Genomic DNA, 26,143 nt, shown 5'->3' on the forward strand with positions numbered 1-26,143 from the left:
TTACTTAGCGGTTTCATCTATAGCTTCAATGCCTACTTTTACACCTTTTTTTTGTAAGTAGGCGATAATATCCCGAATTTCTTCAGCTTGTTCCTTGCCGTTGGCTTCAAAAGTAATACCTCTTATCCACAGATATTGAAGCGATTTCAGTTGCTTTAATTCCACAGGAATTGTACTTATTTTATTGTTGGAGATATCAAGGTCTTCCAGTTTTGTAAAAGACAATATGCAGTTCGGGAATTCATGAAAGTAGTTATTATTAATGTGAAAATCAGTGATGTTTGTTAGCCGACAAATGCTTTTTGGAAGATAGGAAATACGATTATGATGTAAGTATAGCTCTTTTAACGCAACTAAATTTCCAATGCTTGCGGGCAAACTAAAAATGTTGTTATTGGCCAAAAATAATCTTTCCAGTTTAATTAAACTCCCAATGGATTCAGGTACTTTTTCTATTCTGTTAAAGTATAGATCCAGTTCCTTTAGCTCGGAAGAATGGAACAGGAATTCAGGCAATTCAGTGAGATCATTTTTATAAAAAGACAGCATTTGAAGTCTTTTCAAATGACCTAAGGCAGGGTCAATATTAGCACTTACAATATCGTTTTCAGCTAATTGTAAATCAGTGAGGTTTTTAAAATAGCCTATTTCTTTTGGAACAGCAGTAAGTCCATTGAATGAAAGAATTATATTCCTGACACTATGAGCTGTATCAACTGCAAGGTCTTGGATCTTTAAGGAATTGTGTGATAAATTGATTTTCTTCAGCTGCTTGAGTTTGTTTATTTCTAAATTGGGGGTGTTACGGAAATCATTTCTTACAAAATCAATTTCCTTTACATTTTTTAATAGTTGGAAATTCTCAGGAAGAGGGGAGAAAGGATTGTCACGGTATACAAGGTTTTCAATATGTGTATTTTTGGTAAATTTTAAAGGTTTCATCGTCTCATGGTTGTATATTTTCAGAGTTTGTAAACTGTCGAGACCAAATAAATTCCAATTGAGCAACCATGGTATTTTTTTTATTGAAGTGCCTGTTAATTCTATTTCCTTCAGGTTTTTGCATTTCAGAATCTGCCAAATAGGTAGTTTGTTAATTGCCTTTCCTGATATTGAAAGGTGAGTAATCGTATCTTTCTGCTTACTTGATTGTAATTCCTCAAGAGTGGAATATCCTTCAGAGGGTTCATGAGTATATAAGGTAAATTTAGGTATCTGACGGATCATTTTAAGGGCAGAGTCTCTAGAAATAGTGCTTTCCATGTAGCTACTGTCTATAATAACAAGTTTAGCCTTGCCGTTTTCCACTGTAATTCCATGGCCTCTTTTTAAAATAAGATCATAATGCCTGTGCTTGATAGAATCTTCCTCGCTATAAAATTTGTAATTTCCCCTTTGGGCTGAGGAGAGTAAGGGTAGTATAGTTGATAGCAAAAAAATGACAATAAATTTCATAAATATGTTCTTTGAACTAAAATTATAGTTAATAAATAATTTATCCAAACTTTTCCAAATAATTCAAAAATTACATAAGTAGCACTTTTTTGCCCGAAACTTAGAGAATTAGATAAAAAAGCATATTTATGCTATCATTATCCATATAAAAAGACTATTTTTGGCATTTGGTAAAAGCATTATGAGTAAAGGAAAAGATAAAAACAATCAAGATTATTCAGCAGGTAATATCACCGTTTTAGAAGGACTGGAAGCGGTAAGGAAAAGACCTGCCATGTATATTGGTGATATAGGGGTAAAAGGTTTCCACCACATGGTGTGGGAAGTAGTTGATAACTCCATTGATGAAGCAATGGCAGGTTATTGTACTACTATCAAAGTTGAAATTAATGAAGATAATTCGGTTACTGTTACCGATGATGGTAGAGGTATCCCTGTTGATATGCATGAGAAAGAAGGGAAATCTGCTCTTGAAGTAGTTATGACCGTACTCCATGCAGGGGGTAAATTTGATAAAGATACTTACAAAGTTTCCGGAGGACTCCACGGTGTTGGTATTTCGGTTGTAAATGCACTTTCTACTGAATTGAAAGCTACTGTTTACAGCAGGGACGGAAAAATATACGAACAGGAATACTCTATTGGTATTCCTAAAGGACCTGTAAAGCCGGTGGGTGAAACAGATATTACAGGTACTAAAATTCAATTTAAGCCTGATGCATCCATATTTTTGCTGAATGAATTTAAATATGATACCATTGCCACGCGTCTAAGGGAATTAGCTTTTTTGAATGCCGGTGTTCGTATAGAACTGGTGGATCATAGAGAAAAAGGTGATGATGGAGAAGATAAGCAGGAAGTTTTCTTAAGTGAAGGTGGCTTGCTGGAATTTGTGGAATATTTGGATGCGGGTCGTGAAAAACTGATTCCAAACCCCATTTATATGGAAGGTGAAAAGAATGGTGTACCAGTACAGGTAGGCTTGAACTATAATACTTCCTATACTGAAAATGTGGTTTCTTATGTGAACAACATTAATACTATTGAAGGTGGTACACACGTATCAGGTTTCAGAAGGGCTTTAACCCGTACATTAAAAGCTTATGCTGATAAATCGGGTATACTTGACAAACAGAAAATTGAAGTGGCCGGAGATGATTTCCGTGAGGGTTTAACCGCTATTATATCTGTAAAAGTAGCAGAACCACAATTTGAAGGTCAAACTAAAACCAAATTAGGTAATTCGGATGTAATGGGTGCCGTGGAAACCTGCGTATCTGAAACCTTGCAAAACTATCTCGAGGAAAATCCAAGAGAAGCTAAAATGATTGTTCAAAAAGTTATTTTAGCAGCTCAGGCACGTCATGCGGCTCGTAAGGCACGTGAAATGGTGCAGCGAAAGAATGTCATGAGTGGTTCCGGTTTACCAGGCAAACTGGCAGATTGTTCAGAGAAGGATCCGGCTATTTCAGAACTATACCTGGTAGAGGGTGACTCTGCAGGTGGATCAGCCAAACAGGGACGTAACAGAAAGTATCAGGCTATTTTGCCTTTAAAAGGTAAAATCCTCAATGTTGAAAAAGCCCAGATTCATAAAATTTATGATAACGAGGAGATCAAAAATATCCTGACAGCCCTGGGGGTGTCTTTTGGAACTGAGGATGACGAAAAAGCTTTAAATATTGCCAAATTACGTTACCATAAAATTGTGATCATGACGGATGCGGATATTGATGGTTCCCACATTAGAACCTTAATTCTGACATTGTTTTTCCGCTATATGCGTGAATTGATCGAGAGAGGTTATGTGTACATTGCCCAGCCACCATTATACCTTATTAAAAAAGGCAAAAATGAACGATATTGCTTTACCGAAAACGACCGTGTAAAAGTAGTACAGGAATTGGCTCCGGAGGGAAAAGAAGATTCATTGCACATTCAACGTTATAAAGGTCTGGGTGAGATGAATCCTGAACAGTTATGGACAACTACCATGGATCCTGAAACCAGAAACATGAAGCAAGTTTCTGTAGAATCTGCTGCTGAGGCCGATCATTTGTTCAGCATGTTGATGGGAGATGAAGTGCCCCCTAGAAGGGATTTCATTGAGAAAAACGCTAAATACGCTAAAATAGATATCTAATAACATTTATTAAGTTTATAGAAAGCCTGTACTAGCAATAGTATGGGCTTTTTTTGTGAATAGGTCATGTAAATTTTCCTTCGTCATAAGGCTAAGGGATACGGGCTTGTTTTTAAAGTCTAATACTTTAACTAAGTTTAAAGCCTGTAGAGTGTTATTTGGCAGGGTTTTTCATGTTAAAAATAGTCATGTCAGTAATACTATTATTCTTTAATTTTCATGATAAGAATGTAAATATCCTCATTTTTTATTTCCTAGCTTTTCAAAAACAATTACATTAGTCCGATACTTCAAAACCAAAAAAAATAAACTATGAAAAATTATTACTATGTTTTATCCTGTACATTTCTAGCTTTAGGGCTGTTTTCTTGTTCAGGAAATGAAAAAACAGAATCTGCTGAACAAACTTCTGTTTCTGTTCAGGAAGAAGCACCACAAATGGTAGATGCCGTTTCTATTTGGGACGGAATTTCTGTTCGAGAAGAGCCGTCATCAGATGGAAAGTGGATATCATCTGTAAGTTTGGGTGAAAAAGTATTGATGACAGGAAAAACCGCTGTAGATTCCTCTGAGAAGAACAGAGAATATGTTGAAATTAAATTAGGTGATGATAAGCAGGGTTGGGTTGTGAGTGATTTTGTAGTGGAAGGAACGGCAGTAGCTGCTGTAACGGACGCACAGATTTTTAAGAGACCTGATTTGTTAACCAAAACGGACAAGAGTTTTAAATCGATGGATGTATTGGCTTTAATAGATACTCGGGATGACTGGGTTGAAGTAACAGGTAAAAAACAAGGAGACAAATGGTTCTCTTCCGGATGGATTAAACGTACTGACTTATCTGATAATGAAGTAGACATAGCCGTTGCAGTGTATTCTCAAAAGGCTTTAGCAATTGAAGATGAAGAAGAACGTAGTAAAGCTATACAAGAAATTTTAGAAAACGGGTCATTTACATCTTCTCAGTTTATTGTGGATTTAAAGAATGAACTGAATGAGTTACAAAGTGAGGAAGAATTGATAGCAGAACCAGCAGAAGAAATGGATAGTGTAGAAATGGATAAAGAAGTTGTTGCTGAGACAGAGGAAGCTATATAGTAAGTAATTAATAATATAAGTTGAATCATAAAATAGCCACCAATTGAGTGGCTATTTTTGTTGATGTGCTACGCAAAAGGAAGTGAGAGGACGGATAGGGAAACAATTCCTAAGTTTTGCTTAGAATAAAAGTATGTTTGCAAAAATATACCTTGATTAGCAGAAAGTTTGTGAGGGCACAAACTTTGGCAACTTGGGTGCTATTGGAAGACAAAAAGAAGGAGTCCACCTTTTTTTGGAAATATTGATTTTCCCCGAACTTCTTTTAAATTTGTTTGACCATGCCAAATAGGGGAATAAAAATAAGTTGTGAAGAATGCACTACCTTTAACTGTTTTGTTAAACAGGCAAGTCCTGAATGGCTTGCTAAAATTAGTCAATTCAAAAACCAGGTAGTTTATCCCAAAGGTCAGTATATTTTCACTGAAGGCTCACCTGTGTTTGGTGCATATTTTATTCTGTCAGGTCAGGTGAAAGTAGTCAGTAGTGTGTTTAGTGGCAAACAAAATATTGTGCGCTTAGCCAGTGATGGCCATATGGTAGGACACAAAGGTATAGGTCACGAAACCTACAATATAGGAGCAGTAGCCTTACAGGATTCCAGAATCTGTTTTGTAAGCAATGAGTTACTTTATGATGCTTTTCTAAACAATCCTCATTTCACTATTGAGGTAATGATGTTCTATTCCAAAGAACTAAGAAAAAGCGAAACAAGGAGTAAGTATTTCGCGCAGATGACAACAGAGGAGAAAGTAGCTTATGCAATTCTATATACCTATGAAACCCTCCAAGACCATGATGAAGACGGGTTGCCCTGTATCTTTTTGAGCAGGCAAGAACTAGCCGAGCTTGCCGGAACCAATGCCGAGCAAGTGAGCCGCTCTATTACCACCTTTAAAAATGATGGTTTGATCAGCCCGGAGGGAAGATGTGTTAAAATTCTTCAATTAAAGGGTTTTCACCAATTACTAAGTCCATACGATCAATTCATATAAATTTATAAACTGCATTTTCGCAGGTTTTTTTCTGCATTCAAACTTATTTCCATCTGACCTGGAGCATTTTATGTAATTATTTCATTGTGCATCTTTGAGGTAAATAAAAAAGGATAAAAACATCCGAATATATTAACCTAAACAATAAAACGATGAAAACGCACAAGAAAAACTACAAACATCTCAAGCAGCTCTTACTGTTGATGACGGCTGTGTTTTTTATTTCTGCCTGCCAGAAAGAGATAGAGGTGAAAAAATCCCACTACAATAAAAATGCTGACATAAAAACTTTAGGAGTAATGAAAGCTGAATTAACTGCTCCGCCATTTGTACCGGCTCCTGTAGGGAAAAGGGTGGCTAAAAAACTGATTGTTGATATGGAAATAATCGAGGAAGTAGCTGAAATGGACAATGGAGTAGAGTATGTTTACTGGACTTTTGGTGGTAGTGTACCAGGTTCTTTTATCAGAACAAGAGTAGGGGATGAAGTGGAATTTACTTTGAAAAACCACCCTGACAATAAGCTCCCTCATAATATAGATTTACATGCTGTTACAGGACAGGGTGGAGGAGCTGAAGCTTCTTTCGTGGCCCCTGGTCAGCAAAGAACCTTTACTTTTAAAGCCATCAACCCGGGCTTGTATGTTTACCACTGTGCTACTGCTCCGGTAGGAATGCACATTGCCAATGGTATGTACGGATTGATATTAGTTGAACCCATTGGAGGACTGGATCCTGTTGACAGGGAGTTTTACGTAATGCAAGGTGATTTTTATACCAAAGGCAAACATGGAGAAAAAGGATTGCAGGATTTTGATTTACAAAAAGCGATAGACGAAAATCCGGATTATGTGGTATTCAACGGTAAGGTAGGTTCGCTTACAGGAGATAACGCCATCAAAGCCAAAGTAGGGGAAAGCGTAAGAATTTTCTTCGGAAATGGTGGCCCCAACCTGGCTTCTTCTTTCCATGTAATCGGTGAAATTTTTGATAAAGTGTATTTGGAAGGTGGAAGTAAAGTGAACGAGAATGTGCAAACCACTTTAGTACCTGCGGGTGGCTCGGCTATGCTTGAATTCACTGTGGAATCTCCCGATAACTTGGTACTGGTTGATCACTCTATATTCAGAGCATTTAATAAAGGAGCTTTAGGAATATTGAGCGTGGAAGGTGAAGAAAACGAAAAAGTATTTGGTGGGGTAATAGCCGAAGGGCCTTATAACCCTGAAACTAAAATTGATGATGGAACACCTCCAATTGAAACTGAAGTGGTAGTGGATGAAAATCCTGGAGAGCCTGTAACCACAACTCAAAATATAGATGAAGTAATGGCCAAAGGTAAAAAGCTATACGCTCAAAATTGTTTAGCATGTCACCAGCCTGAGGGGCAGGGTATAGCGGGAGCATTTCCTCCATTGGCTAAGTCTGACTATCTAAACAAGGATACTGATCGAGCAATCAATGTTTTGCTCAATGGCTTGAATGGTGAGATAACAGTAAACGGTGACACCTACAACAGCGTGATGCCAGCACAAAGATTAAGCGATGAGGATAACGCTGCTGTATTGACCTACATCTATAACAACTGGGGCAATAATGGCACGGTAGTTACTCCTGAACAAGTGAAAAAACAAAGATAAAAGTCATGCTACGTTATTTCAAAATCTTCTTATTCTTCGTGATCGTCCCCTTTAATATCTGGGCTCAGGAAGTTGAAATGCAATTGGTAAGCGGGGGTATTTATACCCCGCTTTATGGCAGCACTGAAGAAAGTCAGGTAGAAATACCAGGCTTTTTCATGGATGCTAAGCCGGTGACTCATGAGCAATTCCAGCTTTTTGTTCTGCAGTATCCTGAATGGAGAAAGTCCAATGTGAGGAGGCTCTATGCAGATGAAAGCTACCTGAATTCATGGAAAGGAGATTTTGGAGTGCCTCGACAATTAAAAAATAGTCCGGTAAATAATGTTTCCTGGTATGCAGCCAAGGCTTATTGTGAATGTCAGGACAAACGCTTACCAACAACGGATGAGTGGGAATTTGTCGCTATGGCCAGTGAAAAATCTGTAGATGCAAGGGAAGATAGCTTATTCAATCAACGCATTGTTTCCAGCTATGAAAAACCCAAAACCTTTTTGAAAGAGGTGGGTAAAACTACTCCTAACTATTATGGAATATATGATCTGCACGGATTGGTTTGGGAATGGGTGTATGACTTTAACAGTATCATCATCACAGAGGAATCACGAAGCAATAACAGTACAGATAATAATTTATTTTGTGCCGGAGGGGCAGTAAGTGCCAATGATTTGATGAATTATGCAGCTTTTATGCGCTATGCTATTCGCTCCAGTGTAAAAGCTAGAAATACAATGAGCAATATGGGTTTTCGATGTGTAAAAGATGATACAAAAGTCCTCTCATCTAAATTGATATATTAAACAATGTAATTATGAAAAAGCTGATTATATTATTCGCAATATTAAGTTTTTGGGCATGTAATAGTGCGCAAAATGAGGCTGAAAGCAATACTAACAAAGAGAATGCAACTTCCGGCATTACATCAAGGGAGGAATTCAATGATTTGTCTATTTATAATATTTCGACAGTTTGGAATACACAGCATGGGGAAGAAATAACTTTCAAAGATTTAGAAGGACACGTATTGGCGGTAGTTATGGTTTATACTTCCTGTAAAACAGCTTGTCCCCGTTTGGCGGCAGATATGAGAAATATTGAAAAGCAGGTAAGTGCTAAAAATAAAATGAATGTAAAATATGTGCTTATCAGTATTGATCCGGAAATGGATACTCCGGAAAGACTAACACAATTCGGCAAGGATTATAAGTTGGAAGGAGACCAATGGTTGTTCCTTCAAGGCACAGAAGAAACGGTGAGAGAATTTGCCAATGTGGTGGCTGTAAAGTACAAAGAGATATCTCCTATGGATTTTTCCCACTCTAATATCATCAGTGTATTTGATGCAGAAGGAGTGATGCAACATCAGCAGGAAGGACTGAATGTAGATAATAAAGAAACGGTTGCCAAAATAATTGAACTAAGTAAGTGATGATAAGCCTGAGAAACTGTAATAACATTAGGAGATAAGTGGAAAGCATTTATTTCAAACCCGTTTCTAATGAAGAGAATGAATTAAATAGCCAATTTTAAATGCTCAGTTATGGAAAATAAACACATATATCAATTAGACATCAAATGGAAAAAAGACAGGATAGGGGAAATGAACTCACCTGATTTAGATGACAAAATCACAGTAGCTACTCCCCCGGAATTCCCTGGTGGCGTACCAGGAATCTGGTCACCTGAACATCTTTATACAGCCTCTGTTTTAAGCTGTTTTATGACCACCTTTCTGGCCATTGCAGAATATTCAAAAATAGATTTTTTAGAATTTGATTGTAAGGCAGAAGGTATATTGGAAAAAATAGAAGGGAAATTTATTATGAGTGAAATACACTTAAAACCCTTTGTGAAATTTGCTGAAGGAGTTTCTATTGAAAAAGGGAGTAAAATATTGGAAAAAGCCGAAAAAGCCTGCCTCATCAGTAATTCTATAAAGACGAAGGTTAGTCTGAATCTTTCAGAGGTTACTATAGCTACCGTTTTTGGTGGTTAGTAATCGAAGATTAACCTTTTTAAATTCGAATTCAGGCTATAACTAGATGTATGTAAAAAAATGTAAAATTTAATTCAAATAAAGGATAAAATTGTCCGAATTAAATTATTATCTTTACAATACATTAAGGAAGAGGTTGATAATACAGATACTCTTTAGCTAACAACATATAAATTAATCTGTTATGAACGTATACGATCAAAAAACCATAGGTCAGTGGGTGGCGGAAGATTACCGCGCAGCTGCTGTTTTTAAATCCTTTGGCATAGATTTTTGCTGCAAAGGAAACAGGACTATCAAAGAAGCCTGCGAACCGAAAAATATTTCTCCCAGAGAGGTGGAAATCGCCTTGGCAGAAGCCATTATCAATAAGTTTGATGGAGAAGGGGTCAATTTTAAGAATTGGCCAATGGATTTGTTGACGGATTACATAGAAAAAACTCATCATCGCTATGTAGATAAAGCAATCCCTGTATTGCAACAATATTTGAATAAGATATGCAAAGTACATGGAGATGCCAATCCTGAGTTGTTTGAAATAGCAGAACTTTTTAATCAATCAGCAGGTGAATTAACGGCACATATGAAGAAGGAAGAATTTATTCTCTTTCCGTATATTCGAAAGATGCAATTTTATATTGAAGGCAATGAAGCAGTAGAATCTCCACATTTCGGAACTGTTAAAAATCCTATCAAAATGATGATGGCGGAACATGAAACAGAAGGTGGAAGGTTTGAAGAAATAGCTAATCTTGCCAATCAATATCATCCTCCGGTACATGCCTGCAATACCTATATGGTCACCTTTTCTTTACTGGAAGAATTCGAAAATGATTTGCATAGACATATTCACCTGGAAAACAATATTCTATTCCCTAAGGCAATTGAAATGGAAGAACAATTAGGAGTGCTCACAGAATGATTAATGAGTAGAATTGAAAGACTTATAGTTTAGTTTTATTGGTTAATAATGAAAAACAGCTTTCCTTAAGAGCTCAATGTTGTTAAGTTAAGACAAACCTTCTTCTCCCTTTGGAGAAGGATAAAAGGTTGAGGTTTTAGTTTAAAGCTTAACTTAACGACATTGTTGAAGAGCTAGCTCCAAAGGAAGGCGTTTTTCTTTAAGAGCCATGCTTTTCATATTTTATGATATTTATCACCTTATTGTTTGATAATTCTTGTCATTTTAGATTCTAATAGGCTGTAATTTTATACTGTTTTACATCAGTTGGAATGGTGAAATTTTAAAGAGAATAGTATGGGAGATGTTGTTGAAACGGTTCAACTTTCGTTGTCAGAAAAGATAATAGAATTAAAGAAGCGAAAGAATGCAGTACTTTTGGCTCATTATTACCAGTATCCGGAAATTCAGGAAATAGCGGATTTTGTGGGGGATAGTTTGGCCCTGTCAAAAAAAGCTTCGGAAACAGACGCTGATATCATTGTTTTTGCCGGAGTACATTTTATGGGAGAAACAGCTAAATTGTTAAACCCGTCAAAAAAAGTTTTGATACCTGATCTGGAAGCAGGTTGTAGCTTGTCTGATTCCTGCCAGGCGGTAGATTTTGCTCAATTAAAAGCTCAGTATCCTGACCATGCCACAGTAACCTACATTAATTGTAGTGCAGAAGTGAAGGCATTAAGTGATTATATATGTACTTCCTCCAATGCCGTAGCGGTCATTAATTCCATTCCAAAATCAAAACCTATTTTATTTGCCCCGGATCAAAATTTAGGCAGATATTTAATACAGGAAACCGGCCGGGAAATGTTGTTGTGGGACGGGGCTTGTGTAGTGCATGAAGCTTTTTCTTTTGAGAAACTTCTAGATGTTATAAAGGAAAACCCGATTGCTGAAATTATTGCGCACCCTGAATCCGAAGAGCATATTTTAAAAGTGGCGGCATTTGTAGGTTCTACAGCGGCTTTATTAAAGTATGTTCAGGAATCCAAAAAGAAATCTTTTATTATTGCTACGGAGGTAGGTATTTTGCACGAAATGCAAAAAGCCGCTCCTGAGAAAAGACTTATTCCGGCACCCGCAAAGGAAGACAATACCTGTGCCTGTAGCGAATGTGCATTCATGAAGGTTAATACACTACAAAAGGTATTCGATTGCCTTCAAAATGAAGTACCGGAAATTCTCATTCCTGAGGAAGTAGCGGAACGTGCAAGAAAGCCTTTGGTTGATATGCTTACATTATCTTTTGGCAAATGAAAACGACAGATTGTCTTATTATTGGATCGGGTATTGCCGGCTTATCTTTTGCACTAAAAATTGCTGCCCGTCATCCTCATTGGACTATTCTGATAGTGACTAAAACCAAAGGAATGGAGTCCAATACCAGGTATGCACAAGGCGGTATTGCAGCGGTGTGGGACAGTATAACTGATGATTTTGAAAAACATATTGAAGATACCCTTAAAGCCGGTAAGTATTTATCTGATCCGGAAATAGTGAGAATGGTTGTAGAAGATGCTCCTGAACGTGTAAGAGAGCTAATTACAATGGGCGTACAATTTGATACCAACCCTGAAGGGCAGTTACAATTGAGCTTAGAGGGAGGTCATTCAGCTCATCGTATCCTCCATCATAAGGATTTTACCGGATTGGAAATTGAACAAAAATTATGGAAGACTGTACGAAAGCAACCCAATATCTCTGTGTGGGAATATTATATGGCTATTGATCTTTTAATGAACAACGATAATGGTGTGAGAAAAGTGGTGGGCGCAAGGGTTTGTCGTACAAAGGAAAAGAAAACATTGCATGTTCATGCTAAGCTGACAGTGTTGGCAAGTGGGGGCATTGGTCAATTGTTCAAGCATACTACCAATCCAATTGTTGCCACGGCAGATGGTTTGGCAATGGCTATTCGAGCAGGTGCAAGTACCAGGAATTTACAATATGTACAGTTCCATCCTACCATGTTATACAAAACTGACCGATCAATTTCTTTACTTATAAGTGAGGCATTACGCGGTTTTGGAGCACATTTGCTGAATCATGCAGCTCAGCGATTCATGTTTCAATACGATGAAAAGGGCGAATTGGCTACCAGGGATATTGTTTCAGATGCCATATTTATGGAAATGAAGAAAGAAAATAAATCTCATCAATTCCTGGATTGTCGGCATTTGGCATCGCAAGAATTGGAGGCCCATTTTCCTTTTATCCTCAAATCGTGCAGGCAGGTGGGAATTGATCCTGTTGTCGATTTGATTCCCATCGTACCGGCAGCGCATTATCATTGTGGAGGTATCTCTGTAGATAAATTTGCCTGTACCAGCTTACCTCAGCTAATGGCTTTGGGGGAATGTGCTGAAACCGGTCTTCATGGTGCTAATCGATTAGCTTCCAATTCATTGTTGGAGGCCCTGGTATTTGCTCATATGGCTTCCTTAAAAGCTGCTCAAGTGGTAGAGTTGGCGACTTTTGACGTACAAAAGGAGGAATTTGCAACACCAAAAATTAATCCTCCTAAGCTGAAGGAGTTTAAAGAAAAGCTTCAGGAAACTATGGCCGGTTATGCGGTTTTCAAGAACTCCACAGGGGCGTTGGCAGAGGCATTAGAAGAAGTAATAAAATTAGAAGAGGAAATGTATGGTATCAACTCAAATAATATTGCTTTTCAGGAATTGCAAAATATGCTGGTTGTAGCTAAAAGTATTCTTTTAAGCGCTATGGAACAATTGAAGAATGATTCGGTTAATTCCATTGATAAGGTATTATTGCCTTTATAAATTGATATTGTAATGGTAGGAAAGCCTCGTCTATAAGATGGAATTGTGTAACTATCTTACTTTTCTAATTAACAGAAATTAGTTAATGAAAGATCGGAATTATGGAAAATGAAAAGAAAAAACCACTGAAAAGAAGTCCTTCATTAGTTGCTTTTAGCAGGGAACATCATCATTCTTTATTGTTGTGTTGGAAAATCAGGATGGCTTTCAGAAATGGAATAGATGTAAATAGAATAAAAAAATATAGTGATTGGTTCTATAAAACGCATATGATATCTCATTTTGAAGTAGAGGAAGAGTATATATTTTCTGTTTTAGGGAGGGATGACGAACTCGTAAAGCAGGCCATGACAGAGCACAGGCGTCTGAAAAGACTGTTTGAGGACACTACAGATCCTGAAAAATCCTTAAGTCTTATCGAAGAGGAACTGGAAAAGCATATTAGATTTGAGGAAAGGGCATTATTTCAGAAAGTGCAGCAAATTGCTAGTCCGGAACAACTTGAAACAATAAAAGAGCATCATAGGGGATTAGATTTTGTTGAAAATGAAACGGATGTTTTTTGGAAGTAAGATGAATCATCTGATCCAGGTGAAGAGAAATAATAGGTACAGCTTATAATCTCAAAAATGTTTCGCCCTTTTCCAGTTTCTCTATTAAATCAGTGATGTTGGTATTCTCCAGCATCGATTTCAACCTGGTTCTTACTTCTTTGAATTCAAAGTGAATAGGGCAAGGGGTGGCTTCAGAGCATTCACTCAATCCTAAACCACAGCCATTAAAGGTTTGTTCTCCATCAATGCAGCGCACTACATCCACCAGATATACCTTTTTCTGCTGTTCAGGACTTACGCTAAATCCGCCATGAGGACCTTTGATCGAGGAGATGATATTATCTTTTACCAGTTTCTGTAAAATTTTGGCTGTAAATGCTACAGGGGAAGCAATGCTTTCGGCAATATCATTAAGCCCCACATTTTTACCCTCCTTCGATTGGTTGCTTATATAAATGGTTGAGCGAATGGCGTATTCACAAGTTTTAGAGAACATCTTTAAATGCTTTTTTATAAAAAAGTGAAATTACGGCTTGTTTTCCCATTCTCCAAAAGAGGAAGCGGTTTCATATAGTTTCAACTTATACAATTGAACAGTTGTAGGTAAGGCGTGTATCAAAGCATCCCTGATAAATAACAACATACGCTCTACAGTCGGTTCATGTTCAAACCAGCATATTTTCTGATCTGTTAGAGCTTGCAAAGCTTCATTTGGTTTATTTCGTTTTAAGATTAGCACATGGTCAAAATGATTGAGTACCTGCTCTTTTACTATCGACTTTAATAATTTGAAATCAATCAGCATGTCTTGCTCATCCGGTTCTTCCGCACTGACAGTTACGTATAAAATATAAGAATGCCCGTGCAGGTTTTTACAATCTCCCCCATGGTTGGAAATACGGTGTGCAGCCTCAAATCGAAATTCTTTGGTAATTGATAGCATAATAGGATGGTGGTTTCGTATTGTAAAGATACAATATTTTGTAATAAAAGGATATATTAGTCCGAAAATATTTATGTCTGACAGATAACTATCCTGTGGATAACTTTCCCACCTCATCTCCGCTTGCCTTGATTTACTTTTAAGGAAGCGCATCAAGCAAGCATATGTAATCTATTCAAAATCAGTATTATATAAAATATACTCTTCTTTTATTGCTTGGTTTTCAGTTAATTATGTGGAAAAATAATTCGGATGTTTACCTCTTTATATTTTGATTACCCATTAAACTCTCTCTATATTCGGATATCGATATCCTTTAATAAGGTAGCCAATTATATTAAAAATAAAACTGAAGCCCATGGAAAATTATGTAATCAAAAGAAATGGGGAATACCAACCCTTTGAAATATATAAAATAGAAGATGCCATCAAGAAAGGTTTCAAAAGCCTTTCGCTTACCTATGATGCAGCGGTATTTGAAAAAGTACTGAATTTGCTGGAAACAAGGACTACCTGGACCGTGGAAGAAATTCAGGATGTGATAGAAAAACAACTTTATCACGATGGCCATTTTGAGGTAATGCGTTCTTTTATGCTCTACCGACATACCCGAAAATTGCAGAGAGAACAAAGCGGAATAAGCAATGAAACCACTTTTGTCGACAGTACCCAAACGATTGAGGAGTATGTGAAAAAAGCTGACTGGCGCATCAAAGCCAATGCTAATACAGCCTATTCCAATGCCGGATTGGTCAATAATGTGGCCGGAAAGGTAATTGCCAATTATTGGCTGGACAAAGTGTACAATAAAGAAGAAGGTTATGCTCACAGAAATGGTGATATCCATATTCATGATCTCGATTGTCTTACAGGCTATTGTGCCGGCTGGAGTTTAAGGGTGTTGTTAAACGAAGGCTTCAATGGTGTAAGAGGTCGCGTGGAAAGCAAGCCTCCCTCACATTTCAGAGAGGCTTTGGGGCAAATGGCCAATTTCCTTGGGATTTTACAATCTGAATGGGCAGGTGCACAGGCCTTCAGCTCTTTCGATACTTATTTGGCACCTTATGTTTTCAAAGATCAACTGGAATATAAGGAGGTGCTAAAAGCAGTAAGAAGCTTTGTGTATAATCTAAATGTTCCTGCACGCTGGGGCCAGTCGCCTTTTACTAATATCACCCTGGACTGGGTAGTGCCTGATGACCTGAAAGATCAAATTCCAACCAAAAGGGATGTACACCTTTTTAAAGGATTACAAGAGCAGCTATTGTTGAGATTAGCTGCTGAAAGAGGAGTTAATAAACCTGAAAATCTGACTTACAAACATTTCCAGCCTGAAATGGATATGATCAATAAAGCCTATTATACTGTAATGACTGAAGGAGATGCCAATTCTCAACCATTTACTTTCCCTATTCCTACGGTGAATATTACAGAGGATTTCGACTGGCATGGTGAGAATACCGACATACTTTTTGAAAATACGGCTAAAATAGGATCTTCTTATTTCCAGAATTTTATCGGCAGCCAGTATATGTATGATGAAGACGGCAATAAAGTAGATAATCCCTTAGCCTACAAACCTAATGCGGTAAGGAGCATGTGTTGCAGGTTGCAGCTGGATTTAAGAGAGCTATTAAAAAGAGGCAATGGTCTGTTCGGAAGTGCGGAAATGACTGGTAGTTTAGGTGTGGTCACAATCAATATGGCCAGGCTCGGCTATTTGTACAAAGGCAATAAAGAAGGCTTATATGAAAGGTTGGATTTCCTGCTGGATTTAGCTAAATCTACCTTAGAGAAAAAGAGGGTGTTTATACAGGAAATGTACGACAGGGGATTGTACCCCTACACCAAAAGATATTTAACTCATTTCAGAAACCATTTTTCCACTATAGGCGTGAACGGAATGAACGAAATGTTGCGCAATTTTACTGATGATTCCGAAGATATAACCGGCACAAAAGGAATGGCTTTATCAGCGGAAATACTGGAATTTATCCGGAACAGAATGAAGCAATATCAGGAGGAAACGGGTAACTTGTATAATCTGGAAGCAACTCCTGCTGAAGGCACTACTTATCGCTTTGCCAAGGAAGACTTAAAACGCTTTCCTGATATATTGCAGGCCGGTAATGACGGTAATATTTACTATACCAACAGCTCGCAAATCCCTGTTAATCATACAGATGATCCTTATGAAGCATTGATGTTGCAAGATGATTTACAATGTATGTACACAGGCGGAACAGTACTTCACCTATATATGAGGGAGAAAATAAGCTCGGCTGAAGCATGCCGTAATCTGGTCAAAAAAGTCCTGACTAATTTTAAATTGCCTTATATCACTGTTACACCGGTATTCAGCATTTGTCCTACCCATGGCTATCTGAATGGCGAGCATGAATACTGCCCAAAATGCGATGATATCCTGAAAGAGAAATTGGAAACCACCGGAATGGAAGAGCAGGATTAAATCTGTGGGGCAATAGAGGTTATAAAATTTAAGGTGCTACCTAAATTTAGATGTTTATTTAAAGGATGGGCCTTCTGAAATCGTGGTAGAACCAAATTTAATATTACTCAAATCAAAATCAATCGAAAACTAAAATTAAGAAAACATGGAAACACAAATCAAAACACAATCAACCGTAGAAGCACATAGTGAAATGAGAACAAAATGTTTGGTCTATACCCGCGTAATGGGCTATCACAGGCCGGTAGAAAGCTTTAATATCGGTAAAAAAGGGGAACACCAGCAACGTACGCACTTTGATGAAAAAAGAGAGAAATAATCCTATTTATGATATAACACCTTTTACCTTATTGGATTATCCTGATAAAGCAGCCTGCATTCTTTGGTTTGCAGGCTGTAATATGCGATGCGGCTACTGCTATAATCCGGATATAGTCTTTGGTAAGGGAAAGAAAGGAACAGCTGAAGCCTTGTCATTTTTGCAGAGTCGTAAGGGTTTGCTGGATGGAGTAGTAATGAGCGGGGGAGAGTGCACGCTTCATAAAGAATTAATTCCGCTGTCGCAACAAGCAAAAGCCCTTGATATGTCCATTAAAATAGATACTAACGGCAGCAGGCCCAAAGTATTAAAAGCCTTGGCCGATCAACATACATTAGATTATGTAGCCCTCGATTTTAAGGCCCCGTCCCATAAATTTGATTTACTAACACGATCAAATCTTTACAAACCTTTTACAGAAAGCCTGGAATTTTTAATTGCCTCCGGTATTCCTTTTGAAGTACGGACCACCGTGCATTCCGCGCAATTGCAGACAGCTGACATTCTGAACATGAGTGATTTTTTAACCTGCAAAGGTTATACGGGCAATTATTATCTACAGCATTTTACCAACAACAGCAAAACCATAGAAACACTACCTGATTCAGTTAAGAAAGAATTTGAAACTGACTTTTCAACTGATAGTATTCAGGTAATGATAAGGGAAAGTATATAGCTGGTAGTTATTTGCGCCTTTGTAAATAAACAGCTAATTTAATGACTTATGTCATGAACAGTCGTAGACGTATACATTACATTTGTTTCGGAAATATAAAAGAAAATGCATATTCTTGATCCTATAAAGAGATTTCTTACCCGCATAGGCCTGGAGCCGGGACCAAGATGGAAAAAAGTAGCCATTGTTTCTTTTGCAGCGCTAGTAGGATTAGGATTTTATATTTTAAGGGTTAGTCACGCAGTATCCTATCTTTCTGATGATCCGCAGGCTTGCGTCAACTGCCATATCATGATGCCTCAATACGTTACATGGAACCACAGTTCGCATAGGGAAGTAGCCACATGCAATGGTTGCCATGTACCGCACGATAATATTTTCAATCAGTATTTCTTTAAAGCCAAAGATGGGTTATACCATGCGTCAGTTTTTACCATGCGTGCAGAACCACAGGTCATTCATGCATTGGAAGCTTCACAGGCAGTGATCCAAAGTAATTGTATCAGATGCCATGTAGATCAGGTAACGGATGCTAAAATGGATGCCTTTGTGACGGACCATCATTCCAAAAGAACTGACAGAACCTGTTGGGAGTGCCACAGGGATGTACCGCATGGCAGGGTAAAAAGTTTATCTTCAGTAGGAAGCCAGATCGAACCTATTAAAATGCATGTGCCCGAGGACAGGGAGATTATTCCAAAATGGCTTAAGCAATCTATGAAAAACCAAAATTCGCAAAAACCTAAAACTATATCACCATGAAGAACTGGATACTATTTGGCGTAACGGCTATAGCAGTATTTTTACTGGCAATGCTGGCCTATACTATTATTGACAGAAAAGCTGAGGCAAGATTTGCCTACCAGCCTACAGTTGAAATAGAAGGTATTGAACCCAGGGATTCTGTTTGGGGATTGAACTATCCGAGGCAATATCAGTCATACATGCAAACGGCAGACACCACTTTTAAAAGCATGTACAATACCAGCGGTTTTGCAGATATACTGGACGAACAATCGGAATTAGTAGTGTTATGGGCAGGATATGGCTTTGGTAAAGATTATAATCAGCCTCGAGGCCATGCATATGCAGTAGCTGATATTTTAAAAACTTTAAGAACCGGTGCTCCTTTAAAAGAAGGAGAGGGGCCAATGCCGAGCACTTGCTGGACTTGTAAAAGCCCGGATGTGCCCCGTTTAATGAGTGAAATTGGGGTAACAGAGTATTATAGTAAGCAATTTTCGGATTTTGGTAGCCAGGTGATAAATCCAATTGGCTGTGCGGATTGTCATGATCCCAATACAATGAATTTAACCATCACCCGACCTGCTTTAATAGAAGCTTATGAAGCCATGGGAAAAAATATCAATGAGGCTTCACACCAGGAAATGCGATCATTAGTATGTGCCCAATGCCATGTGGAATATTATTTCGATAAGAACAAACCTGGTGCTGAAGGCGCCAATTACCTTACTTTTCCATGGAAAGATGGAATGGGCGTGGAGGCAGTGGAAGCTTATTATGATAAAACAGATTTTGCCGATTGGGTGCATCCAATTAGTAAAACCCGCATGCTGAAAGCACAACATCCTGATTACGAATTGTATACGGAAGGAGTTCATGCTAAACGTGGAGTGAGCTGTGCCGATTGCCATATGCCTTATAAATCTGAGGGCGGACAAAAATTCACGGATCACCATATAGGATCTCCTTTGGAGAATGTGGAGAATTCATGCTTTGTATGCCATAGAGAAAAAGTTTCTGACCTTGTAAATGATGTGTACGAGCGCCAGAGAAAAGTGAAAGAAGGAACTTCTCAATTACAGACTTTAATAGCCAAGGCGCATATTGAAGCAGGGAAAGCCTGGGAATTAGGTGCCACTGAAGAGCAGATGAAGGAAATTTTAATGGGTATCAGGCATGCGCAATGGCGATGGGATTACTCAGTAGCCTCCCATGGTGCAGCTTTTCATGCGCCCCTTGAAACCAGCAGGATAGTCACTTCCGCCACAAGGATTATCATGGAAGCCAGAATAGAATTAATGCAACTATTAAATACACTTGGTCATTCCGGAGATGTAGAAATGCCTGATCTGAAGAGCAAAGAATCCTTACAGGAGTATACCGGAATAGATATAGAAAAAGAGAGGTATAATAAAGAAAAGTTTCTGGAGGAGATAGTGCCAAAATGGATGAAAGAGGGGAAAGAAAGGGAAGCAAAAATGAATGTTAAAAAAGTGGGCTCAAAATAAGTAGTCCTAAAAAAGCAAATTAAATGAAAAATTTAGTAAAATTCGGATTGAGCCTCATGCTGGCTTTGTCCGCTCAGCTTTCATATGCCCAATTTTCAGTAGACGGACAACTTGTTCAGCGGGCTGAAGTCAGGAATGGAGCAGGTCGTTTAATTGGTGTGGACCAGGCTCCGGCTGCTTTTATAGCCCACAGAGTGAGATTGCAAACCAAATATGAAATGGAAGGGTTTACCTTTTATGCCAGCATACAAGATGTACGAACCTGGGGCAATACACCTCAAACCAAAGCTACAGACCCTTTTTTATCTTTGCATGAAGCCTGGGCAGAAACTTCATTAGGGGAATTCTGGAAAGTGAAACTGGGCAGGCAGGAACTTAACTATGATAATGTACGCTTCCTGGGAAATCTCGACTGGGCTTTACAAGCTCGTGCACATGATTTTGCCTTAATAAAATACGAGAAGGAAAGCATGAAATTACATTTTGGCGGTGGCTTTAATCAAGATGCACAATCACTTTCAGGAAATATCTTTTTCAATCCCAACCAATATAAAGTAGCTCAGATGATTCGATATGAAAATCAGTGGGGAGATTTTAAACTTTCAGCTCTTTTCTGGAATGATGGACGACAGTTTATGGAATCAGATACAGCAGGGAATGTTTTGAATGATAAAGTCAATTACCGTCAGACAATCGGTTTGCCTACTATAAAATATCAAATGGGAAATACTTTGCTGTCAGGTTTCTATTATCATCAGACAGGAAAAGATGTTGCAGACAGAAATGTCAATGCTTATGATGTAAGCGCACAAATCACTCAAACTTTTGCTTCCAATACCGAAAAAGGCAGCAGCTTTAAAATGACTGCAGGATTTGAAATTTTGAGTGGTACTACAGATAATTCAACCGGAGAAAACAATTCTTTTAGTCCTTTGTATGGTACCAACCATGCACATAATGGGTATATGGATTTCTTCTACGTAGGTGGGAGATTTGAAAATAGTGTTGGATTGCAGGATTATTATCTTAAAAGCAGGTACCAATTTAATCCAGATTTTTTTACTCAGTTAGATGTACATACGTTTGCTGCCCAAACAGAGGTGAGGCAATTCGGACCAGGAGGACCTGCTATCACACCGGTACCTGAAATACTGGATCCTTATTTGGGAACTGAAATTGATTTATCTTTAGGATATATATATAATCGTGCCGTTTCTGTTCAAGGCGGTTACAGCCAGATTTTTGCTTCCGATACTTTTGAAGCATTGCAGGGGCAGGCTGAATATAAAGACACACAAAACTGGGCATACTTAATGGTAATTTACAGGCCCACCATGAAAAACAGATTTATAGGAATTTTATTCTGATGACGAAGATTTTTAAAATATTACTCTCGACCAAAGTCACGCTGGTGTTGTTATTGGCATTTGCCATTTCAATGGGTGTGGCTACTTTTATTGAAAATGATCATGGTACGGAGACGGCTCGTGCTATGGTATATGAAGCCTGGTGGTTTGAGCTGATCATCGTCTGGATGGCCGTCAATTTTCTGTCTCACATACGTAAATACCGCTTGTTCAGCAAAGGGAAATGGCCTGTTGGTTTGTTTCATCTGGCTTTTGTAATTATAGTATTGGGAGCTGCTATTACACGTTATTTCGGTAAAGAAGGAATGATTCATATCCGTGAAAAGCAGGAAGAAAAGACTTTTTATACCAATGAACGCTATCTGCAGCTGGAAGCTTTAGGCCATGAAAAATCACATCAGTTTAATGAAAAATTAGCTTTTACACCGAAAACCTTCAGCCCATTTGAAACCAATGTTGAATTGGCAGGAAAAGAATTAAAGGTGAAAATAGCAGATTACATTGCTGCCGGAAAAGAAAGTTTTGTTGATGGTGATAAGACCTATATTTCCCTTGCTGTAACCATGGGAGAGGGCAGAGAAGATTTTCTCTTAAAAGAAGGGCAGCAGGTTAAGTTGGAGAAATTATCTATTGCTACCAAAAGAGATACGCAGGCCGAGATCAAAATTTTCAAAGAAGAAGGTGAGTGGATGATTGAGTCAGCCAGACACCTGACAATTATGGAAATGGCTACCCAACAAATGGGCACTTTGCATAAAGATGAAAAGCAACCTCTGAAATACATGACATTATACCAATGGGAAGGTGGTGCATTTTTGGTAAAATCAATCAATGAAAATTCAGCCTTAAGTTATAAATCCGAGCAGGATGAAAAGCTGGCTGAGAATATGACAGATGTGGCTCATTTAACAGTGGAGGATAAGGAAGGCAATAAGCTGGCCGATGCCTTTGTTCATATAGTCAGCATAGAACCTGCATGGACTAAGTTTGAATATGAAGGCCAGGAATATGGCATTACATATGGACCTAAAGCCATGCAGCTTCCCTTCAGCTTGTACCTTTCCGATTTTCAGTTGGAGCGATATCCCGGAAGTCGAAGTCCTGCCAGCTATGCCAGTGAAGTGGAAGTGAGGGACGGTGAAAACAGCTTCCCTTTCCGCATTTTTATGAATAATGTCCTGGATCATGCCGGCTATCGCTTTTACCAGGCTTCTTATGATACAGATGAGCAAGGAACTGTACTTTCCATTAATCAGGACAGGCCAGGTACATATATCACTTATCTGGGCTATACTTTATTGACGTTAGGCATGTTATTGACGCTTTTTGCGAAAGGAAGCCGTTTTTCTTTGCTTAATAAAAAACTGAGCAGAATGCACAATAATAAAAAGCATCAATTAAAGCAGAAAGCAACTCTGGTTTTAGCTTTATTTTGCTTTAGTGTGTTAGGATTGCAGGCACAGGATCAATCCTCCATTGAGCATTCATTGGTACCCAAAGAAAAGGCAGCCGAATATGGTAAACTGATTGTTCAGGATATGGATGGGAGAATGAAACCGCTCAATACACTGGCGCATGAAATTGTGCGTAAGTTGAGCGGGAAATCCTATATGCCTGTATCTTTAGAAGATGGTACAATTAAATTGACTCCAGAGCAATTTTTGCTGGCTGTTCAGTTGGATCCCATTACTTATGGTAATCTGCCTTTGATTAAGATCGATAAGGAAAAATCGCTTGATGCTTTTAAAGCTTTGGGTATAGAGCCTACAGATCGTTTAAGCTTCAGACAATTTTTGGCTGATGATGGAGAATATAAACTCAATCATTTGGTGGAAACGGCCAATAAACTCAAACCTTCGGAGCGAAATGAAGGTCATAAGGAATTGCTGAAAACGGATGAGCGCTTTAATATATTCTATGCCTTGCTTTCAGGAGATTTCCTGCGCTTATTTCCTCTTGAAAATGAAGAAAATAACACATGGTTCACCAAAAATCAATTTAATCAGGGCTTTGGTGAAGAAGATGGACGTTTTGTGAAAAATATTATTCCGCTTTACCTACAAAACCTGGATAAAGGTATTAGAGAAGGTGATTGGAAAGATGCGGAGGAAGCATTAGATTATATCACCCTTTATCAGCAAAAAGTAGGAGCAGAGGTTTATCCTTCGGAAATGGAAATAAAAGGAGAGTTGCTTTATACTGAATTGAATTTGGGTAGCCGTTTATTCGGGCCGTTTTGGTTGATAGGAATAGTTATGTTGGTTTTGGCCATACTTTTTCTTTTTTATGATAATAAATACCTCAGGATCGGCTGGAAAACAGGTACAGTTTTAAGCTGGATAGGCCTATTGGTTTTCACCTTTCATTTAGGGTTACGCTGGTATATAGCCAAACACCCGCCATGGAGCGATGGCTTTGAGATGCTGGTTTTTGTGGCATGGGGAGTTTTGTTCTTTGGTCTGATGTTTTCAAGGAAATCCCGTTTTACATTGCCTTTGGGGCTGTTGTTTTCAGGCACCTTGTTATTTGTAGGTTTCCTGGACTGGCTCAATCCTGAAATCACCAACCTGATGCCTGTACTGAACTCCTATTGGCTAAAAATTCATGTGGCTATAATTGTGAGTGGTTATGCACCTTTGGCATTGGCGGCTGTTATCGGGCTGTTAAGTTTGCTGTTATTGATTTTTAAACCTAAAAACCCTCAGGATCAGTGGTGGAAGAGCATGGAAGAACTGACTATAGTAAATGAAATGTCGATAACCATTGGTTTGTTCCTACTGGCGGTGGGTACGTTTTTAGGCGGTGTTTGGGCCAATGAAAGCTGGGGCAGATATTGGGCATGGGATCCTAAGGAAACCTGGGCACTGATTTCAGTGATCGTATATGCTATAGTATTGCATATCAGGTTAATTCCCAATTTGAGAGATCATTTGATCTTTAATTTAGCCAGTTTATGGGCTTTTTCTTCTATAGTCATGACTTCTTTTGGAGTAAATTATTACCTCTCAGGTTTGCATTCCTATGCAAAAGGAGACCCGGTGCCTATACCTAACTGGGTCTATTGGTGCGTTGGAATATTGCTGGTAATTTCCATAGCAGCTATTATCAGGCACAAACAAATGAAGTCTCAGGAGAAATTGAATGTGACTGTTTGATTTTCCAAGGTCTGTGGCTCACAGAACTTTAACCGAAACTGGCCTGTGAGTCACAGGCCTTGGAGTAAAAAGTTTGTGGGACACAAACTTTGGCGACTGTAGTGATAATTGCCAACTTATTAGACGCGCTTTGGAATAGCTCTAACCAGACTTCTGACGGTTCAAAACCGTCTGATGCCTCCCGATAATATCTGGTGTCAGAAGGCTACAAGCCGTCTGACGCCTTTTGGTTGATCCAAGCGGGGATCAGAAGCTAACTACCATGCCCGCCCTCGTCCTGTGTCTCGCACTACAGCTTTTCTGCTCCTTGATGGAGTCACTTCTCTAAATTCAAGTTTTTTGGCCAATAGACCTTCAAATGCAATCAACAAAAATCAGTTTGAGATTAGGCTTCTGACGGTTTTTTAGCGATCCATAGAACTGCCTGACGCATGTAGACGCCAATTCAATACAGATTTGGAAAATTTGTGAGGACACAACTTTGGTGAATGGCGATTAATATACTTTAAATAACTTTTCCTAAGTTCAAAACTTTGGAAAAGTTGAATCACTCTTATTGGAAATACTGATGATAAATATTATAAGATTCCTCCAACTGATTAATAATAGCTTCAGCCTCTTTTTCTGTCCCTGCATTTTGTAGCGCCTTTACTAATTGAAGGTGCGGATGAAGCCATTTATGTAGCTCATCATGACTTTTACCCTTCATTGTGCAACTTGAGATAAGCTGATCGTTTTGCTCTTTTAACTGCCCGGCAAGTTCCAAATGGTTCGTATCATTTGAAGAGGTATATGATTGAAGTATCGCTTCTGATTTGTTTAAAAATGGCTTCATTTCGTCATTGACTATCCATCTTTCTCCATTCTCCAATTCAATTTTATTCTTTTCATTTTGTTGGTCCAGCTTATTATGAGTTTCTTTGTTTTCCTCTTTTTTTTCACTGCAACTAAATAATAGGGCGCTTAAAAGAGTAACCGTCAATATTGATTTGATGTAATTCATTATGTTTTATTTTTAAAGTAAAATAGAGGTCAAAGTGTTTAGCTTCTACATAAATGGATAATACTATTAAATTTGCACTCCCCCGAAAATACCCACTATTAAAGCGGCTATTACAGCCATAAATACAATACTAAATTTCCAAATGCCATGGGCTTTCCGCATTTCCATATACTCCATTACCACCAAGATAAACTTAAATGCAGCAAGAGCCATCACTATGCCTGCAGGAATCCATACCTGATCCATTTCCATTCCTGAAGCATAAGCACTTACTATTGTTAAAATTATCAATCCGAGGTAAACTAAAATCAATCTTTTCATTTTATTAGTTTT

At 38.3% G+C, this 26,143-nt stretch carries 23 protein-coding genes; 18 read left to right on the plus strand and 5 right to left on the minus strand.

All coding sequences use genetic code 11. The annotated features are described in order from the left end of the window. Positions 1-1,455, minus strand: a complete 1,455-nt coding sequence (locus JKA74_RS02970; RefSeq protein WP_201429664.1) for a leucine-rich repeat domain-containing protein — start codon at positions 1,453-1,455, stop codon at positions 1-3. 181 nt (positions 1,456-1,636) lie between these two features. Between JKA74_RS02970 and gyrB the strand changes: the two genes are divergently transcribed. The 11 genes from gyrB (at position 1,637) to JKA74_RS03025 (ending at position 13,643) form a co-directional block, all read left to right on the plus strand. Then, positions 1,637-3,598, plus strand: coding sequence for a DNA topoisomerase (ATP-hydrolyzing) subunit B (gene gyrB, locus JKA74_RS02975; protein WP_201429665.1), 1,962 nt, complete (start codon positions 1,637-1,639; stop codon positions 3,596-3,598). Between the two features lie 312 nt (positions 3,599-3,910). Then, positions 3,911-4,696: an SH3 domain-containing protein gene (locus JKA74_RS02980; protein ID WP_201429666.1), complete on the plus strand. Its 786-nt coding sequence runs from the start codon at positions 3,911-3,913 to the stop codon at positions 4,694-4,696. Positions 4,697-4,977: 281 nt separating this feature from the next. Further along, a complete protein-coding gene (locus JKA74_RS02985; protein WP_201429667.1) occupies positions 4,978-5,691 on the plus strand; it encodes a Crp/Fnr family transcriptional regulator in 714 nt (237 codons plus the stop codon). Between the two features lie 152 nt (positions 5,692-5,843). Next, complete coding sequence (gene nirK / locus JKA74_RS02990) at positions 5,844-7,331, plus strand: copper-containing nitrite reductase (RefSeq protein WP_201429668.1); 1,488 nt, start codon at positions 5,844-5,846, stop codon at positions 7,329-7,331. Between the two features lie 5 nt (positions 7,332-7,336). Continuing rightward, positions 7,337-8,131, plus strand: coding sequence for a formylglycine-generating enzyme family protein (locus tag JKA74_RS02995; protein WP_201429669.1), 795 nt, complete (start codon positions 7,337-7,339; stop codon positions 8,129-8,131). 11 nt (positions 8,132-8,142) lie between these two features. After that, positions 8,143-8,760, plus strand: coding sequence for an SCO family protein (locus JKA74_RS03000; protein ID WP_201429670.1), 618 nt, complete (start codon positions 8,143-8,145; stop codon positions 8,758-8,760). 111 nt (positions 8,761-8,871) lie between these two features. Then, positions 8,872-9,327 carry an OsmC family protein gene (locus JKA74_RS03005; RefSeq protein WP_201429671.1) on the plus strand — a complete coding sequence of 152 codons (456 nt, stop codon included), beginning with the start codon at positions 8,872-8,874 and terminating at the stop codon, positions 9,325-9,327. 184 nt (positions 9,328-9,511) lie between these two features. Continuing rightward, positions 9,512-10,249: an iron-sulfur cluster repair di-iron protein gene (ric, locus tag JKA74_RS03010; protein WP_201429672.1), complete on the plus strand. Its 738-nt coding sequence runs from the start codon at positions 9,512-9,514 to the stop codon at positions 10,247-10,249. Positions 10,250-10,585: 336 nt separating this feature from the next. Beyond that, positions 10,586-11,545: a quinolinate synthase NadA gene (nadA, locus tag JKA74_RS03015; protein ID WP_201429673.1), complete on the plus strand. Its 960-nt coding sequence runs from the start codon at positions 10,586-10,588 to the stop codon at positions 11,543-11,545. Further along, entirely contained in the window at positions 11,542-13,071 is a 1,530-nt protein-coding gene (nadB, locus tag JKA74_RS03020; protein WP_201429674.1) for an L-aspartate oxidase, read from the plus strand. The genes nadA and nadB overlap by 4 nt, the downstream gene beginning before the upstream one ends. A 101-nt stretch (positions 13,072-13,172) precedes the next feature. After that, complete coding sequence (locus tag JKA74_RS03025; RefSeq protein ID WP_201429675.1) at positions 13,173-13,643, plus strand: hemerythrin domain-containing protein; 471 nt, start codon at positions 13,173-13,175, stop codon at positions 13,641-13,643. A 43-nt stretch (positions 13,644-13,686) separates the two neighbouring features. Here the strand turns inward: JKA74_RS03025 and JKA74_RS03030 are convergent, their stop codons facing one another. Then, positions 13,687-14,121 (minus strand): RrF2 family transcriptional regulator, encoded by a 435-nt coding sequence (locus tag JKA74_RS03030; protein ID WP_201429676.1) that lies wholly within the window; start codon positions 14,119-14,121, stop codon positions 13,687-13,689. A 30-nt stretch (positions 14,122-14,151) separates the two neighbouring features. Then, the gene (locus JKA74_RS03035; RefSeq protein WP_201429677.1) at positions 14,152-14,568 is read right to left on the minus strand and encodes a 6-pyruvoyl trahydropterin synthase family protein; all 417 of its coding nucleotides are present in this window, start codon (positions 14,566-14,568) and stop codon (positions 14,152-14,154) included. 358 nt (positions 14,569-14,926) lie between these two features. On the opposite strand from JKA74_RS03035, the gene JKA74_RS03040 reads away from it, so the two are divergent. The 7 genes from JKA74_RS03040 to ccsA all read left to right on the plus strand — a co-directional run bounded on the left by JKA74_RS03040 (position 14,927) and on the right by ccsA (position 24,807). Next, positions 14,927-17,038, plus strand: a complete 2,112-nt coding sequence (locus JKA74_RS03040; RefSeq protein ID WP_201429678.1) for a ribonucleoside triphosphate reductase — start codon at positions 14,927-14,929, stop codon at positions 17,036-17,038. Between the two features lie 145 nt (positions 17,039-17,183). After that, positions 17,184-17,357 (plus strand): anaerobic ribonucleoside-triphosphate reductase, encoded by a 174-nt coding sequence (gene nrdD, locus JKA74_RS03045; RefSeq protein ID WP_201429679.1) that lies wholly within the window; start codon positions 17,184-17,186, stop codon positions 17,355-17,357. Further along, positions 17,338-18,033 (plus strand): anaerobic ribonucleoside-triphosphate reductase activating protein, encoded by a 696-nt coding sequence (locus JKA74_RS03050; RefSeq protein ID WP_201429680.1) that lies wholly within the window; start codon positions 17,338-17,340, stop codon positions 18,031-18,033. Before nrdD ends, JKA74_RS03050 begins: the two co-directional genes overlap by 20 nt. 105 nt (positions 18,034-18,138) lie before the next feature. Further along, complete coding sequence (gene nrfH / locus JKA74_RS03055) at positions 18,139-18,795, plus strand: cytochrome c nitrite reductase small subunit (RefSeq protein ID WP_201429681.1); 657 nt, start codon at positions 18,139-18,141, stop codon at positions 18,793-18,795. After that, the gene (gene nrfA, locus JKA74_RS03060) at positions 18,792-20,285 is read left to right on the plus strand and encodes an ammonia-forming cytochrome c nitrite reductase (protein ID WP_201429682.1); all 1,494 of its coding nucleotides are present in this window, start codon (positions 18,792-18,794) and stop codon (positions 20,283-20,285) included. Before nrfH ends, nrfA begins: the two co-directional genes overlap by 4 nt. Positions 20,286-20,308: 23 nt before the next feature. Further along, entirely contained in the window at positions 20,309-21,652 is a 1,344-nt protein-coding gene (locus tag JKA74_RS03065; protein WP_201429683.1) for an alginate export family protein, read from the plus strand. Beyond that, positions 21,652-24,807 (plus strand): cytochrome c biogenesis protein, encoded by a 3,156-nt coding sequence (gene ccsA, locus JKA74_RS03070; RefSeq protein ID WP_201429684.1) that lies wholly within the window; start codon positions 21,652-21,654, stop codon positions 24,805-24,807. The genes JKA74_RS03065 and ccsA overlap by 1 nt, the downstream gene beginning before the upstream one ends. A gap of 553 nt (positions 24,808-25,360) precedes the next feature. On the opposite strand, the gene JKA74_RS03075 is transcribed toward ccsA, so the two are convergent. Both JKA74_RS03075 and JKA74_RS03080 read right to left on the minus strand, forming a co-directional pair. Next, entirely contained in the window at positions 25,361-25,810 is a 450-nt protein-coding gene (locus JKA74_RS03075) for a hypothetical protein (RefSeq protein ID WP_201429685.1), read from the minus strand. A gap of 66 nt (positions 25,811-25,876) precedes the next feature. Beyond that, the gene (locus JKA74_RS03080) at positions 25,877-26,131 is read right to left on the minus strand and encodes a cytochrome C oxidase subunit IV family protein (protein WP_201429686.1); all 255 of its coding nucleotides are present in this window, start codon (positions 26,129-26,131) and stop codon (positions 25,877-25,879) included. Between the last annotated feature and the right edge of the window lie 12 nt (positions 26,132-26,143).

Source organism: Marivirga aurantiaca (assembly GCF_016679925.1).
Taxonomy (GTDB): Bacteria; Bacteroidota; Bacteroidia; order Cytophagales; family Cyclobacteriaceae; genus Marivirga; species Marivirga aurantiaca.

Bases quoted from the DNA above. Each gene is read 5' to 3' on its own strand.
- JKA74_RS03035 (WP_201429677.1), bottom strand. From the start codon at position 14,568: ATGCTATCAATTACCAAAGAATTTCGATTTGAGGCTGCACACCGTATT.
- nadA (WP_201429673.1), top strand. From the start codon at position 10,586: ATGGGAGATGTTGTTGAAACGGTTCAACTTTCGTTGTCAGAAAAGATA.
- JKA74_RS03005 (WP_201429671.1), top strand. From the start codon at position 8,872: ATGGAAAATAAACACATATATCAATTAGACATCAAATGGAAAAAAGAC.
- JKA74_RS03075 (WP_201429685.1), bottom strand. From the start codon at position 25,810: ATGAATTACATCAAATCAATATTGACGGTTACTCTTTTAAGCGCCCTA.
- nrfA (WP_201429682.1), top strand. From the start codon at position 18,792: ATGAAGAACTGGATACTATTTGGCGTAACGGCTATAGCAGTATTTTTA.
- JKA74_RS03080 (WP_201429686.1), bottom strand. From the start codon at position 26,131: ATGAAAAGATTGATTTTAGTTTACCTCGGATTGATAATTTTAACAATA.
- JKA74_RS02985 (WP_201429667.1), top strand. From the start codon at position 4,978: ATGCCAAATAGGGGAATAAAAATAAGTTGTGAAGAATGCACTACCTTT.
- JKA74_RS03040 (WP_201429678.1), top strand. From the start codon at position 14,927: ATGGAAAATTATGTAATCAAAAGAAATGGGGAATACCAACCCTTTGAA.
- JKA74_RS03000 (WP_201429670.1), top strand. From the start codon at position 8,143: ATGAAAAAGCTGATTATATTATTCGCAATATTAAGTTTTTGGGCATGT.
- JKA74_RS03065 (WP_201429683.1), top strand. From the start codon at position 20,309: ATGAAAAATTTAGTAAAATTCGGATTGAGCCTCATGCTGGCTTTGTCC.
- nrfH (WP_201429681.1), top strand. From the start codon at position 18,139: ATGCATATTCTTGATCCTATAAAGAGATTTCTTACCCGCATAGGCCTG.
- JKA74_RS03025 (WP_201429675.1), top strand. From the start codon at position 13,173: ATGGAAAATGAAAAGAAAAAACCACTGAAAAGAAGTCCTTCATTAGTT.
- nrdD (WP_201429679.1), top strand. From the start codon at position 17,184: ATGGAAACACAAATCAAAACACAATCAACCGTAGAAGCACATAGTGAA.
- JKA74_RS03030 (WP_201429676.1), bottom strand. From the start codon at position 14,121: ATGTTCTCTAAAACTTGTGAATACGCCATTCGCTCAACCATTTATATA.
- JKA74_RS02995 (WP_201429669.1), top strand. From the start codon at position 7,337: ATGCTACGTTATTTCAAAATCTTCTTATTCTTCGTGATCGTCCCCTTT.
- JKA74_RS02980 (WP_201429666.1), top strand. From the start codon at position 3,911: ATGAAAAATTATTACTATGTTTTATCCTGTACATTTCTAGCTTTAGGG.
- gyrB (WP_201429665.1), top strand. From the start codon at position 1,637: ATGAGTAAAGGAAAAGATAAAAACAATCAAGATTATTCAGCAGGTAAT.
- JKA74_RS03050 (WP_201429680.1), top strand. From the start codon at position 17,338: ATGAAAAAAGAGAGAAATAATCCTATTTATGATATAACACCTTTTACC.
- nadB (WP_201429674.1), top strand. From the start codon at position 11,542: ATGAAAACGACAGATTGTCTTATTATTGGATCGGGTATTGCCGGCTTA.
- ccsA (WP_201429684.1), top strand. From the start codon at position 21,652: ATGACGAAGATTTTTAAAATATTACTCTCGACCAAAGTCACGCTGGTG.
- JKA74_RS02970 (WP_201429664.1), bottom strand. From the start codon at position 1,455: ATGAAATTTATTGTCATTTTTTTGCTATCAACTATACTACCCTTACTC.
- nirK (WP_201429668.1), top strand. From the start codon at position 5,844: ATGAAAACGCACAAGAAAAACTACAAACATCTCAAGCAGCTCTTACTG.
- ric (WP_201429672.1), top strand. From the start codon at position 9,512: ATGAACGTATACGATCAAAAAACCATAGGTCAGTGGGTGGCGGAAGAT.